This is a genomic window from Amycolatopsis sp. DSM 110486 (genome assembly GCF_019468465.1).
Classification (GTDB): Bacteria; Actinomycetota; Actinomycetes; order Mycobacteriales; family Pseudonocardiaceae; genus Amycolatopsis.
In genome coordinates, this window is record NZ_CP080519.1 from 10,427,656 (window position 1) to 10,442,290 (window position 14,635).

6 protein-coding genes and 1 pseudogene are annotated in these 14,635 nt (G+C 70.8%); 1 reads left to right on the forward strand and 6 read right to left on the reverse strand.

The annotated features are described in order from the left end of the window. Positions 1 to 227: 227 nt before the first annotated feature. Positions 228 to 4,313, reverse strand: a complete 4,086-nt coding sequence (locus K1T34_RS50340) for a S8 family serine peptidase (protein WP_220241827.1) — start codon at positions 4,311 to 4,313, stop codon at positions 228 to 230. Between the two features lie 181 nt (positions 4,314 to 4,494). Between K1T34_RS50340 and K1T34_RS50345 the strand changes: the two genes are divergently transcribed. Then, a complete protein-coding gene (locus tag K1T34_RS50345; protein WP_220241828.1) occupies positions 4,495 to 5,505 on the forward strand; it encodes a helix-turn-helix domain-containing protein in 1,011 nt (336 codons plus the stop codon). Between the two features lie 256 nt (positions 5,506 to 5,761). On the opposite strand, the pseudogene K1T34_RS50350 reads toward K1T34_RS50345, so the two are convergent. From K1T34_RS50350 to K1T34_RS50370, 5 genes and pseudogenes are all read right to left on the reverse strand, one after another. Beyond that, a pseudogene (locus K1T34_RS50350) lies at positions 5,762 to 6,586 on the reverse strand (family 16 glycosylhydrolase); the annotation flags it as partial. Positions 6,587 to 6,717: 131 nt separating this feature from the next. After that, the gene (gene glgB, locus K1T34_RS50355; RefSeq protein ID WP_220241830.1) at positions 6,718 to 8,943 is read right to left on the reverse strand and encodes a 1,4-alpha-glucan branching protein GlgB; all 2,226 of its coding nucleotides are present in this window, start codon (positions 8,941 to 8,943) and stop codon (positions 6,718 to 6,720) included. Between the two features lie 4 nt (positions 8,944 to 8,947). After that, positions 8,948 to 10,336: an aminoglycoside phosphotransferase gene (locus K1T34_RS50360; RefSeq protein WP_220241831.1), complete on the reverse strand. Its 1,389-nt coding sequence runs from the start codon at positions 10,334 to 10,336 to the stop codon at positions 8,948 to 8,950. 5 nt (positions 10,337 to 10,341) lie between these two features. Further along, positions 10,342 to 12,150: a maltose alpha-D-glucosyltransferase gene (gene treS / locus K1T34_RS50365; RefSeq protein ID WP_220241832.1), complete on the reverse strand. Its 1,809-nt coding sequence runs from the start codon at positions 12,148 to 12,150 to the stop codon at positions 10,342 to 10,344. Between the two features lie 199 nt (positions 12,151 to 12,349). Next, the gene (locus K1T34_RS50370; protein WP_220241833.1) at positions 12,350 to 14,329 is read right to left on the reverse strand and encodes a maltotransferase domain-containing protein; all 1,980 of its coding nucleotides are present in this window, start codon (positions 14,327 to 14,329) and stop codon (positions 12,350 to 12,352) included. Positions 14,330 to 14,635 lie beyond the last annotated feature (306 nt).

Consider the following 14,635-nt stretch of genomic DNA (forward strand, 5'->3'; position numbering starts at 1 on the left):
ACCCGCGTCGCCGGATCACGGCGAACGGCTGGTCCACGAAGGCACGCGTCCGGCGCGCCCACACCGAGCGAGCACGAACCGCGCGGCCTTCGGGTCCGGGCCACACCGATCCGCGGCCAACCGCCGGCCGACCCTGAAGCCACCCGTTCTGTCCACCCGCACCACGGCGGGGCCGGTCCATTTCGGACCGGCCCCGCCGCAATCACCAAACCGCAATCACCAAACCCTCAGTACCGGAACTGCTGCAGCTGCCTCCCGTCGTACGAAGGCACCCAGCCCGTGCGCGTCGCCGGGTCGAGTTGGACCGAGCGTTCGGTGAGCGAGTTGTATTCGCCGCCGAAGGGGCCCGATACGAAGTTCAGCCCGGACACCACCGACAGCTGCTTGCCGGTCGCCAGGTCGATCACCGCAAGCTGGCTCGTCGCGTTGTTGTCCGTGATCACGCCGCCCACCTTGCCGAACTGCGAGATCACCGGTGGCGTGCGGAACGCGACGAGGCCGAGGTGGTGCACCCCGTCCACGGCGAGGAACGCCGCCTGCTGCTGGCGCACGGTGTACGAGTCCCCCGCCGTCAGCGTGTCGCCCGCGATCGAGCCCAGCGAGGTGGTGCCGACGATGTTGAGGCTCACCGAGCGGTACACCAGCTGGTACAGCTTGTTCGCGCCGTCGTCGTAGGCCATCGCGTTCGCGCAGATGCTGCCCGCGCCCGACAAGGTCGTCGCGCCCGAGTCGAGGTCGACGCTCGCCATCGAGGCCGCGCCGCCGCCGAAGCAGATCGGGCCGCCGCCGGTGCGGGCGAGGTAGACCAGCCCGGTGGCCTGGTCGAGCTCGATCATCTTGAACGCGCCCGCCACGGCACCCGGCGGGTCCGCGAGCAGCGGCGTGCCGAGCGCGCCGTCGGCCAGCGTCAGCGGCAGGACGAAGTCGGTGTTGTCCGCCGTCCGCTTGGCGAGGATCGCCACGCGGTGCCGGGTCGCGTCCACCCGGCCGCCCTGCACCGAGTAGCCGTCCGCGGTCACGGAAGCCACCCGCTGCAACGACGTGGTGTCGTACGTTTCCAGCGTCCACCCGGCGTTCGTGAAGTGCAGCAACGCCAGCCGGTGCGCCGAAGCGTCCGCGCCGAGCACCTGGTAGCCGCCGTCGCCGGACGCGTCGGACGTGAGAACCCGCCCGTACGTGCCCTTCACGGCGTCGTACTCCTGCACCGACTCACCACCGCCCGGCGTGCGCAGCGCGGCGTACGACATTCCCTGGGCCGCCGCGGCGAAACTCGTCACCACGGTGTTGCCGGGTGCGTAGCCGTCGTCGACCGCGAGGAACGACGTCGGCGACGCCTGGCCGAGCACCTTGCCGTGGCTATCGGTGGCGAGCACGCGCACGTCGTACGCCACCGAACCACCCAGCCCGAGCTTCACCGCGTCCAGCTTCGCGACGCCGTTGCGCGCCGGGAGCTGTTGATAAGCAACGGATCCCGCGCTCGGGCCACCCTGGTCGCGCCGGTCGCCGTTGGCGTTGGTCACGGTGTTGAGCGAGTTGTACAACGTCGGCGCGGGAGCCGACACCTCCACCGCCGCACCGGTCGCACCCGGCACGCCGCGCACGTCGTAGCCGAGCGAGAACGCCGGCGCGGCCCGGGTGATCTCCGCGAAGTGCCCGGAAGTCCCTCCCGCCGTGAGGATCGGCGCGTCGGGCCGCTGCGCCGCGCCACCGACGCGGATCGCGGCGAACTCGCCGTACGTCGGGTCACCGGCGGTGCCGGTCACCGAACGCTGCACGATCCCGATGCCGTAGATCCCGGCGCCGCCGGCGAAAGCCGAAGCCGGCACGACCACGTCACCGGAGGTCGCGGTGATCGGCGCGACGAACCCCGTGCCGAACAGCGGCGCGCTGACCGGGTTCCAGTGCCCCAGCGTGGACACGACCACCTGCGGGTTCGACAGGTTCCGCACGCCGGTGAGGTCGTAGTGCACCCGCACGTCCTTGCCCACGGCCACGGTCGCCGGCGCCACCGGGGCGAGCGCCTCGGCGTAGGTGCCGTCGGTCGGGCCGAGGGTGAGCGTCTGCGCTGCCGACGCCACCACGCGGTGCCCCGAGCGGACCTCGAAGGTGACGGGCACCGAGCGGTCCTCTGTGGACACTACGGGAAGTCCCGCTGCCGCCAGGATTTCCTTCGGGCTCAGCCGCACGGCGGGCACGGCCGAGGTGAACTCGTGGCCGTGGATCTTCACCGCGTAGGTCGCGTTCGCCGGAGCACCCACCACGTCGGCGCCGACGGTGACCGGGCCGACCAGCCCCTCCCCCGTGCCACCGGTGTCGAGGTCGATGCGGCCGCCGTCGGCGTTCTCGGTGAAGGAACCGCCGAGCCCGCCCACCGTCACGCGGTGCGCTACGGAAACCCTCGTGATCGCCGGGTCACCACGACGATCACCGAGCACCGACTGCACGGCCGCGGTCACGTCGATCTGCGGACCGACCGTCACCGGGCGGTCCATCTGCGGCGGTGACGCGACCGGCCGCGCCGTGTGCTGCAGGACCGACCGGACGTCGGCCGGGCTCAGTGACCGGCCGGCCAGCTTCGCCGCCTGCAGCACCACCGCCGCCGCGGCCGCGGTCATCGGCGCGGACGCCGACGTGCCGCCGTTGAGCACCGGCGTCACGTCCTGCGCGCCGCCGCGCTGCGTGTGCTCCACGACGAGGATGCCGTCGCTGGGCGCGGAAACGTCCACGCGCGTGCCGAAGCCCGAGGAGAAGTTCCCGGCCCCGTCGGTGCGGGTGGTGGCGAAGGTCGGGTTGTGCGCGGCCGCGCCACCGGCTTGCTGCGGCACGGCGAGCGTGTCGTCCAGCGTGGTGCCACCGACCGCGATCGCGCCGCTGTCGACCACCTTCGTCGGTGTGGTGGAGAACTGGTCGTCCGCGATGTCCGTGGTGTCGCGGGCGTCCTTGGTCACGTCGGTGGGCGTGCTGCCGCCGTCCGGGCCGACCGCGGCCGGGGTGTAGAGGCGCGTGCCGTCGTTGGAGGAGATCGTGACGACGATGTGGTACTGCTTCACGATCGTCGAGATCACGGCCTGCGCCACCGGGTCGTCTTCGAGGTAGCGGCCAGGGAAGCCCGCGCTGTCGGTGCCGACGCCGAGGCTCGCGGTGATCACGTCCGGCCGCGGCGTCTGGCGCGCGGCGGCCAGCAGCGCCACGGAGATCTGGTCGAGCGTCGGCTCCTGCGGCACCACCAGCCGGTACTGCGCGCCGGGCGCGATGCCGAGCAGGTCGGTGAAGCCGTCGCCCTGGGCGCCGGCGCGCTGCGCGTCGTGCGGCAGCGGGGCCATCACGCCGAAGTCGAGCAGCACCTCGCCGAGCGCGGGATCCTCGTTCTCCACAGACCCGAGCGGGTCGAGCCGGCCCGAGGAGTCGGCGGTGTAGGTGGGGATCAGCGGCATCGACGGCACGTCGAGGTAGCGCTGGCCGCCCTGCACGACCGTGGTCGGGCCGTAGTTGCGGACGTAGGTGTCGCCCGCGTCGGCCATGCCCTGGTCGGTGAGGTCACCGAGGGAGACGTTGGTGATGATCTCGCCGCTGCCCGGGAGCTTCCCGTGCAGCAGGCTGTACGCGCCGAGGGCGTTGGTGCCGCCCGCGTTGAGGTAGCTCTGCGCCGACGACGTCACGCCGTAGTTCGAGGGCAGGCCGGTCGGCGGCTTTTGGTGCGCCTGCGGCAGTTTCGCCGCTTTGACTGCCGGCTGGGGCAAGGGCACGGGGCCGGTGGACATCGCCGAAACGCGACGGTCGGGCTGCGCGCTCACCACACCGGGCGTGGCGGCGAGCTTCTGCACGGCGGCATCGGTGTGCAAGCTGTCGGCCAGGTGCACGAGCACGGTCGTGGCCAGCGCGGGCACGTCGGTGGCGTCGGGGAAGACCGGTTCGACGGAGGTCGCGCCGACCGCGGACAGGGCCGCGTTGACGCCGTTGTCCGACGTCTTGGCCGCGCGGCGACCGGCCGCGAGCGGGGCGCCGGTCACGGCGGTGGACGCGGCGAGCTGCACGAGGACGTCACTCGGCTGCTCGGGCGTGGCGCCCTGGGTGAAGGCGGCGCGCACGGCGTCGTCGGTCGGGGCCAGCGAGCCGAGGGCGGAAGTGCCCTGCGGCAGCGCGAGCACGGTCTTGCCGAGCGTTTTGCCGTGGGCGTCGGCGCGGGTCGCGGTGCCGTCGGGGGCGACGGTGATGGCGCCGCCGTCGGGCATCGCGACGTGTCTCGACGGTGGTGGCTGATCGGGCTCGGGTGCGGCGGTGGCCGGTGCGACGGCGAGACCGGTGAGGGTCACGGCTGCGGTGACAGCGGTCAGGACACGGCGAAACGGGATCGTTCGGGCGCGGGGCACCTGGCTCCCTTTCGGGTCGGGGGGACGGGGAGTTCACAGGGTCGTTGGCGGGGAAACACTGTGCGGTCGGCCAGTGATCGGATCAATTTCCCAGCCGTGGCAGCGGTGGCGCAAGATAGCCACCATGACCAATAGTCGCCAGGTGGCGGGTTCCCGCCAGCAGCTGCGGGACCTCGACGCGCTCGGCGTCCCGGCCACCGACGCGCGTGTCTACACGGCACTGCTCGGCCATCCGCGCACTCGGGCCGTGGACCTGGTGGAACAATGCGGACTTTCCGCCCAGCAGGTGGCGCGGGCGCTCTCGCGGCTCACCGCGAGCGGCATGGCGAGCCGGGTGCCCGGGCGCCCCCCGCGCTACCTCGCCGCGGCCCCCGACATCGCACTGGGTGCGCTCGCGGCCGAACGCGCGGCCGAGCTGCGCAGCGCCCGCGCGGCCATCGAGGACCTCATGGCCGTGCACCGCGAAGCCAGCCGGTTCACCCACCCCGCCGAGCTCGTCGAGGTCGTGACCGGCGCGGAGAACATCGACGTCCGCGTGCGACGGCTGCAGGACGAGGCCCGCACGCAGATCCGCGGGTTCGACCGGCCGCCGTACGTCAGCGTGCCCGGGGAGAACCTCGACCTGGAACGGCAGCGGCTCAAGGCCGGCATCGTCTTCCGCGTGATCTACGACCGCGAGGCGATCGCCTTCCCCGGCCGGCTGCAGAACGACATCCTCGTCAGCGGCACCCACGGCGAACGCTCGCGCGTGCGCCCGCAGCTGCCGATCAAGATGGTGATGGCGGACGAGGAGGTCGCGGTGATCCCGATCAGCTCGTCACCGCACGTCGTGGACGCGGCCTACATCATCCACGCCTCGGCCCTGCTCGACGCGCTCGTCACGCTGTTCGAAGCGGAGTGGGACCGCGCCGTGCCGATGGGCGAGGCCTTCACCGACCCGGCCCCGGATCGCGATCCCGAAACGACGACACTGCTCACCTTGCTCGCCGCCGGTCAGACCGACGCCGGCATCGGCCGCGCCCTCGGCTGGAGCCCCCGCACCACGCAGCGGCGGGTGCAGCGGCTGATGACCGAGCTCAACGCCACGACCCGGTTCCAGGCCGGCATGAACGCGAAAGCTCGCGGCTGGCTTTAGGTCCAGAGAACCGCGGACGTGGTTCCGGCCCGAGCCGGGGTTTCCTGCCGCCGCAACGGAAAACCCCGGCCCGGGCCAGGTCTGATCACCCCGGGCGGCCGGGTTTCCGGAGCTTCGCCCGGCTCGCCGCAAGTCGAGCCGGGCGAAGCCGCGGAGATCCGCGCCCGCCTGATCTCCGCCCGCCGCCGCGGCCCGAATTCGCGGAGGCGTCCGGTGGCGTGAACCGCCCGGGTGAAACGTCCGAAGTGGACGCTCAGGTCACGTGCACGTAGTCGACCACGAGCTGCTGCGGGAACTGCGTGCCACCGTCCGGGTCACCGGGCCAGTCGCCGCCCACGGCGAGATTGAGGATCAGGAAGAACGGGTGGTCGTAGACCCACTTGTTGCCGTTCAGGTCGGCCGGCGTGCGCGTCTCGTAGGCGTTGCCGTCCACCGACCACACGATCTTGTTCGTGGACCAGTCCACCGCGTAGGTGTGGAAGTCGTCGGAGAAGTTCGGCCCGTTGTAGGCCGCGCCGATGCCGTTGGCGCCGGAGTAGCCCGGGCCGTGGATCGTGCCGTGCACGGTGTTCGGCTCCTTGCCGATGTTCTCCATGACGTCGATCTCGCCGTCCGTCGGCCAGTTGCCGCCGCCGAGCATCCAGAAGGCGGGCCACATGCCCTGCCCGCGCGGGAGCTTCATGCGGACCTCGACGTGGCCGGAGCTCGTGGAGAACTTGCCGGACGTGTTGAGCCGCGCCGAGGTGTACTCGCACGGGCCGTACCAGCAGTTGTTGCCCGAACTCTCCTTCTTCGCCGTGATCACCAGGTGACCCTGACCGTCGAGCGCCGCGTTGGCCGCACCGGAGGTGTACCACTCGCGCTCGTGGTTGTTCACGTTGTCGCCGGTCTCGTAGTTCCACTTCGAGCCGTCGGCCGGGCTGCCCGCGGGCCCGTCGAAGTCGTCGGTGAACGCGGCGGCCGGGCTCGCCGGAGCCGCGTTGCCGGCCGGTGTCGCCGTGAGCGTCACGGCGCCGGCCACCGCCAATGCCGCCGGAATCGCCAGCAGCCGCCACCGGGCAGACGTCTTCAGAGACTTCATCGTCGTCATCCCTCGTCACTCGAGGGGCGGCCTGGCGGCGCCACCCCGGGTTTGTTGTGGATCACAACAAAGCTAACCCGACCGGTTGTTCACCGGCAAGGATTAACGTGAGGAATTTTCCGACAGCATCACTAGGCGGTAACCGTGGCCTCCTCCAACAGCCACAGGACACCGTTCGGCGGCAGCTGCAGCACCGCCGACGCCGGCAGGCCGTGCCACGGCTTGGCGACCGCCTCGACCGCGCCCAGGTTGCCGACCCCGGACCCGCCGTAGACCTCGGCGTCGGTGTTCAGCAGCTCGGTCCAGCGCCCGGCGGCGGGCAGGCCCACGCGGTAGTCGTGGTGCGGCACTCCCGCGAAGTTCGCGATGCACGCCAGCCGCGAGCCGTCGGAGCCGATGCGCAGGTAGCTCAGAACGTTGCCGGCCGAGTCGTTGGCGTCGATCCACTGGAAACCCTCCGGCCGCACGTCACCGCTGAAGAGCGCGGCCGTGGACCGGTAGATGTCGTTGAGCCGGCGCAGCAGGTCCTGCACCCCGCGGTGCAGCGGCTGCTCCAGCAGGTGCCAGTCGAGCGAGCGCGACTCCGACCACTCCCGCGGCTGCCCGAACTCGCCGCCCATGAACAGCAGCTGCTTGCCCGGGTGGGCCCACATGAAGGCCAGCAGCGAACGCAGGCCCGCCGCCTTGTTCCAGTCGTCGCCCGGCATGCGCTGCCACAGGGAACCCTTGCCGTGCACCACTTCGTCGTGCGAGAGCGGCAGCACGAAGTTCTCGCTCCACGCGTAGACGAGTGAGAACGTCATCTCGTTGTGGTGGTACGCGCGGTGGATCGGCTCGTGGCCGAGGTAGCGCAGCGTGTCGTGCATCCAGCCCATGTTCCACTTGAAGCCGAAGCCGAGCCCGCCGAGGTGCGTCGGCCGCGTGACGCCCGGCCACGCCGTGGACTCCTCGGCCACCATCACCACACCCGGGTGTCGCCTGTAGACGGTCGCGTTCAGCTCCTGCAGGAACCGCACGGCGTCGAGGTTTTCGCGGCCGCCGTACTCGTTGGGCAGCCACTCGCCGTCCTTGCGCGAGTAGTCGAGGTAGAGCATCGACGCGACGGCGTCCACGCGCAGGCCGTCGAGGTGGAACTCCTCCAGCCAGTACAGCGCGTTGGCCACGAGGAAGTTGCGCACCTCGTTGCGGCCGAAGTTGAACACGAGCGTGCCCCAGTCGGGCTGCTCGCCTCGGCGCGGGTCCTCGTGCTCGTAGAGCGGGCTGCCGTCGAAGCGCGCGAGCGCCCAGATGTCGCGCGGGAAGTGTGCGGGCACCCAGTCCACGAGCACGCCGATCCCCCGCTGGTGCAGGTGGTCCACGAGGTAGCGGAAGTCGTCGGGCGAGCCGAACCGCGAGGTCGGCGCGTAGTACGAGGTGACCTGGTAGCCCCACGAACCGCCGAAGGGGTGCTCCGCCACGGGCAGGAACTCGACGTGGGTGAAGCCGGTGTCGCTCACGTAGTCGGCGAGCTGGTCGGCCAGCTCGCGGTAGTTCAGCCCGGGCCGCCACGAGCCGAGGTGGACCTCGTAGACGCTCATCGGGGCGTCGGCCCAGTTCGTCGCCTCGCGCCGCGCGGTCCACTCGTCGTCGGCCCAGGTGTAGGCCGACTTCGTGACCTTCGACGCGGTCGCGGGCGGCACCTCGGTGGCGAACGCCATCGGGTCGGCCTTCTCGTGCCAGTGCCCGTCGGCGCTGAGGATCCGGAACTTGTAGCAGGAGCCGACCGGCACGTCGGGCACGAACAGCTCCCACACGCCCGACGAGCCGAGCGAGCGCATCGCGTGCCCGCGGCCCTCCCAGCCGTTGAAGTCGCCGATCACCCGCACGCCACGCGCGGTCGGCGCCCACACCGCGAACGACACGCCTCCGACCGCGCCGTGGGGCGTGTCGTAGTCGCGCACGTGAGCGCCGAGGACGTCCCACAGCCGTTCGTGCCGGCCTTCGCCGATGAGGTGCAGGTCGAGCTCGCCGACGGTGGGCAGCCAGCGGTACGGGTCGTCGGTGACCACGGTGTGCCCGTCGTAGTCGACCTCGAGGCGGTAGTCGCCCGGGTGCTCGGGCAGCGGGGCCGCGAACAACGCGTCGGCCACGCGCTCCAGCGGGAACCGCCGGTCTCCCGCCAGCACGGAGACGGACTTCGCCCCCGGCACCAAGGCGCGCGCCACGACGGTGCCGGGGCTCGTGCTGCCGATGCCCACCGTGCCTTGGGCGTGCACGCCGAGCACCGAGTGCGGGTCGTGGTGCGAGCCGGCCAGCAGCCGGTCGATGTCCTGCGGGGACGGAGCCGCCGCGGGCAGATCCCTGGAAACCGCGTTCACGTCTTCACACACCTCCGTGGGCGATGCGGGCGATCGCCGCCATGGGCACGGCCAGCCAGTCGGGCCGGTTCGCGTGCTCGTAGGCCACTTCGTACACCGCTTTGTCGAGTTCGAACGCACGAAGCAGCTCTCCGTGCTCGCGCGGGTCGCCGATCGGGCCCGCGGCCCCGGCGTACCCGTCGCAAAAAGCCGTGCGGTTGCGGAGCGCCCACTCGAGCGCGCGCTCCGTCGTGGCCGGGTCTTCCGGCTGCCCGACCAGCAGCTGCCGGGCCGCGTAGTCGAACGAGCGCAGCATGCCCGCGACGTCGCGCAGCGGCGAGCGCAGCGCGTGCCGCTCCTCCAGCGGCGCGGCCGGCTCGCCCTCGAAGTCGAGCAGCAGCCAGCCGCCGACCGTGCGCAGCACCTGGCCCAGGTGCAGGTCGCCGTGGATGTACTGCATCGAGATCTCCGGCCGGCCCGGTGGCAGCTCGTGCAGCGCGGCGAACACCTTGTGCAGTGCGGGTGCGTGCTCGGCCAGCTCCGGGACGTCGCGCGCGACGCGGTCGAGCCGCTCGGTCATGCCCGCCACCGTGCGGGCGAGCTCGGACTCGTCCACCGGGTGCGCGCCCAGCGCCGCCGCGAGGTCGGTGTGCACGTGCGCCACCGCCGCGCCGAGGCGCTCGGCTTCGCCGGCGAAGTCGCCGCCGACCTCGTCCGGGCGCAGCTCCGGCTCGGCCATCAGGTCGCGCACGCTCGTGGTGGCCATGGCCCAGCCGTCGACGGCGTCGGGCAGGAACACCTGCAGCATCGCGATCGTCGCCGGCTCACCGGCGAGCTCGCCGGTGATCGAGCCGACGACCTCGGCGATGTGCTCGCAGCCCGCCTTCTGCAGCGCGCGGTGCAGCAGCAGGTCCTTGTTCGTCCCGGGGCTGAGCTTGCGGAACAGCTTGAGGATGTACTGCCCGCCGTACACCAGCGACGTGTTGCTCTGCTCGGAGGTGATGGGCCGCGCGCGCAGCCCGCCGGTCAGCTGCGCGCCGGGCTCGTGCTCGAACACCAGTGGGCCGACGCGGTCGCCGGCAACGATGTGGTCGAGCAGCACCGCGGTGAGGTCCGCGTCGCCGCTCGCCTCGTAGAAGTTGAGGCCGCCATCGGCGCCGAGCCACGCCGACGACGAGATCTCCGGCGGGTGCGAGCGGCGCCCGACCAGCAGCTGGTAGGGCTCGGACCGCTCGCCCTGCACCACCTCGACGACCACGTGCAGCAGCTGCGGGTCGCCTTCGACCAACTCGGTGGACGCGAGCGCGCGGACGGCCGTGATCGGCCGGTCCTTGCCCGCGAACCACCGCTGCGCCGGAAGCCAGGCCGGCAGCTCGGCGACGAGCTGCTCCACCAGGTGCCCGTGGTCGGTCAAGGCACTCACCTCATTTCGCCTTCGGCTTCCCGCTCGAGGAGCTGGAACCAGTAGAACCCGTGACCGGGCAGCGTGAGCAGGTACGGCAGTTCACCGACCTCCGGGAATCGCACCCCGCCGGTGAGCTCCACCGGCACGGACCCGCGGTGACCGGACAGGTCGAGCTCCACCGGCTGCGGGAACCGCGACAGGTTGTTCACGCACAACACCACGTCCATGCACCCGTCGGGGCGACGCCACTCGCGCTTGTACGCCAGCACGCTCGGGTTGGACCCGCCGAGGTCCACGAAGTCGCCCTCGGCGAACGCGTGGTGCTGCTTGCGCACCTCGATCATCCGCCGTGTCCAGTTCAGCAGCGAGGACGCGTTGTTCGACTGGGCCTCGACATTGACGGCCTGATGGCCGTAGACCGGGTCCATGATCACCGGCAGGTAGATGCGGCCGGGGTCGCACGAGGAGAAGCCGGCGTTGCGGTCCGGGGTCCACTGCATCGGCGTGCGGACCGCGTCGCGGTCGCCGAGCCAGATGTTGTCTCCCATACCGATCTCGTCACCGTAGTACAGAACGGGCGAGCCCGGCAGCGACAGCAGCATCGCCGTGAACAGCTCCTGCTGGTTGCGGTCGTTGTCCAGCAGCGGCGCCAGGCGCCTGCGGATGCCGATGTTGGCCTTCATCCGCGGGTCCTTGGCGTACTCGGAGTACATGTAGTCGCGCTCTTCGTCCGACACCATCTCGAGCGTGAGCTCGTCGTGGTTGCGCAGGAAGATGCCCCACTGCGTGCCGCTCGGGATCTGCGGGGTCTGCAGCAGGATCTCCGAGATCGGGAACCGCGACTCGCGCCGCACGGCCATGAAGATGCGCGGCATCAGCGGGAAGTGGAACGCCATGTGGCACTCGTCGCCACCGACCGCCTGGTCGCCGAAGTACTCGACCACGTCCGAGGGCCACTGGTTCGCCTCGGCCAGCAGGATCCGGCCGGGGAACTCGTCGTCGACGACCTTGCGGCAGTGCTTGAGGAACTCGTGCGTGCGCGGCAGGTTCTCGCAGTTGGTGCCCTCCTGCTCGAACAGGTACGGCACGGCGTCGAGCCGGAACCCGTCGATGCCGAGGTCGAGCCAGAACCGCAGCACGTCGATCATCGCTTCCTGCACGGCCGGGTTCTCGTAGTTGAGATCCGGCTGGTGGCTGAAGAAGCGGTGCCAGTAGAACTGGCCGCGCACCGGGTCGTAGGTCCAGTTCGACGTCTCGGTGTCGACGAAGATGATGCGCGCGTCGGCGTAGCGCGAGTCGTCGTCGCTCCACACGTAGTAGTCGCCGTACGGGCCGTCCGGGTCCGAACGCGACTGCTGGAACCACGGGTGCGCGTCGGAGGTGTGGTTCAGCACCAGGTCGGTGATGACCCGGATGCCGCGCTTGTGCGCTTCGCCGAGCAGGTACACGAAGTCCTCGACGGTGCCGAACTCCGGCAGCACCGAGCGGAAGTCGCTGATGTCGTAACCGCCGTCGCGCAGCGGCGAAGCGTAGAACGGCGGCAGCCACAGGCAGTCGACGCCGAGCCACTCCAGGTAGTCCAGCCGGCTCGCGAGGCCGCGCAGGTCGCCCGTGCCGTCCCCGTTCGAGTCGGTGAAGGCGCGCACGAGCACCTCGTAGAACACGGCGCCCTTGAACCAGTGCGGGTCGCGCGGCGCCGCTTCGGCGTGTGCGAACTCGTCGGCCTGCGGTTCCACGAGCAGGCCCTCGGCGGTCATCGCCTCACCCGTGTGCGGAACACCGTCCAGGCCCAGAGCTGCGTCGGGCCGGCTCTCGTCGTCCATCAAACTCCACCTCGTCCCGCGTTCCGGCGGTACGTTCGATCGTCCCTGCCGCGTGCCGTGCGTGCAGGGTGGCTGCAAAAAATCGTTCAGGGCCCCGTTCCCGATCCGACCAAAAGTAGGCGGGCACCCAACTGAGCGTTACTGCGTGTGGCAACCGTTCCCGCCGTGGCTGTGGTCGGATCGGGAACCAGAAGCACGGCTATGCCGCGAGCCGGCGTCGGACCGCGACCACGTGCGCGACCGCACGCCACGGTTCGAGCCGGACGAAGTTCGCCTGGCCCCAGTCCCAGGTCTCCCCGGTGACCTCGTCGTGGGCGATGAGCCGCTCGTGCCAGTCGAAGCCGAGCGACTCCAGGTCGAGCCACAGGGTGCCTTCCTGCGCACCGTGCGGATCGAGGTTCACCACTGTGACGACGGTGTCGCCGGTCGCCGGGTCCTGTTTGGAGTAGGCGAGCAGCGCGCCGTTGTCGACGTGGTGGAACCGCAGGGTCCGCATGCCCTGCAACGCCGGATGGGTCTTGCGGATGGTGTTGAGCTTCGTGATCCACGGCTCCAGCGAGCGGCCTTCGGCCAGCGCCCGCTCGAAGTCGCGCGGACGCAATTGGTACTTCTCCGAGTCGAGGTACTCCTCGCTGCCCTCGCGCACCGGCTTGTGCTCGTAGAGCTCGTACCCGGAGTAGACGCCCCACGTCGGCGACAGCGTGGCGGCCAGCGCCGCCCGCAGCGCGAACATTCCCGGGCCGCCGTGCTGCAGCGACTCGTGGAGGATGTCCGGGGTGTTCACGAACAGGTTGGGGCGGCCCTCGTTCCAGTGTTCGACCAGGTCGGTCCCGAACTCGGTCAGCTCCTCCTTGCTCGTACGCCAGGTGAAGTAGGTGTAGCTCTGGGTGAAGCCGAGCTTCGCCAGGCCCCACAGCCGCGCCGGGCGCGTGAACGCCTCGGCCAGGAACAGCACGTCCGGGTGCGCGTCCTTGACCGACTGGATGAGCCACGCCCAGAAGTCCGGCGGCTTGGTGTGCGGGTTGTCGACCCGGAAGATGCGCACCCCGTGCGACACCCAGTGGAGCACGACGCGGAGCACCTCGTCGTAGACGCCGCGCGGGTCGTTGTCGAAGTTGACCGGGTAGATGTCCTGGTACTTCTTCGGCGGGTTCTCGGCGTAGGCGATCGTGCCGTCCGGGCGGGTGGTGAAGAACTCCGGGTGCTTGAGCACCCACGGGTGGTCGGGCGCGGCCTGCAGCGCGAGGTCGAGCGCCACCTCCATGCCGAGCTCGTCGGCGCGGGCGACGAAGGCGTCGAAGTCCTCGAACGTGCCGAGGTCCGGGTGGATCGCGTCGTGCCCGCCCTCGTCGGCGCCGATGGCCCACGGCGAGCCGACGTCCTCGGGCGTGGCGACGAGCGTGTTGTTGGGGCCCTTGCGGTTCACTCGCCCGATCGGGTGGATCGGCGGCAGGTACACCACGTCGAAGCCCATGTCCGCAACCCGGTCGAGTGAACGCGCGGCGGTGGCGAAGGTGCCGTGGACGGCGTTGCCGTACTCGTCGACCCCGCCGGTGGAACGCGGGAAGACCTCGTACCAGGAACCGAAGGCCGCGCGCTTGCGGTCGACCCACAGCTTCAGCGGTTTGCCCTTGGTGATCAGTTCCCGCACGGGGAATTCGTGCATCAAGTGACGCACTTCGGGCGAAAGCGCGGCGCCCACGCGCTCGGCGAGGTCGCGGCCGGCGTCGCGCAGATCGGTGGCTGCGCCGGCGAGCAACGCGCGCTCGGCCCTGCGCTCGGGCCGGCGGGACACGCGCTCGAGCAGGCGCGCGCCGTTCTCGAGGTCGTTGGCGAGGTCCTCGGGCCCTTGCCCCGCCGCGATCTTGACCTCCACGGCGTGTTCCCACGTGGCCCACGGGTCGCTCCACGCGTCGACGCGGTAGGTCCACAGGCCCTCGGTGTCGGGCACGATCACCGCGGCGAAGAGGTCCAGTCCCTTGCCGCGCTCGGCCATCCGCGTCTGCCGCGACACGCGGTCGCCAGGACCGCGCCACGCGACGGTGGCCGACACGGCGTCGTGACCTTCACGCCACACCGTCGCGGACACCGGAAAGTGTTCCCCCACAACGGCTTTGGCCGGGTACCGGCCGCAGCTGACCGTGGGGCTGACGTCGTCGATACCGAGCCGGCCGGTCATGGCAACGCCCCTCTTTTGACTGCGCTGATCCCCCGCGAACGCGAGCACGGTCAGTGTGCCTGAGTCCCTCAAAGCCCTTGACAGCGGGGCCTTTTACGGTTGTACCCGCCACCCGGTCGGGCGAAACGGCTCCGGCCGGACGAAGTTTTCGCCGTTCCCACACGTTCGGTTCGATCGCAACTCGAACGCCGGAACAATCACCCGCGCCTGGTTTTCGCGGTTTCCCCGTAACACGGAAGTCGAGCGCCGTTCACAATCAGGCGCGAGTCGCCGCGCGGTGGTTCGCGCCCGACTGTCCACAATGGG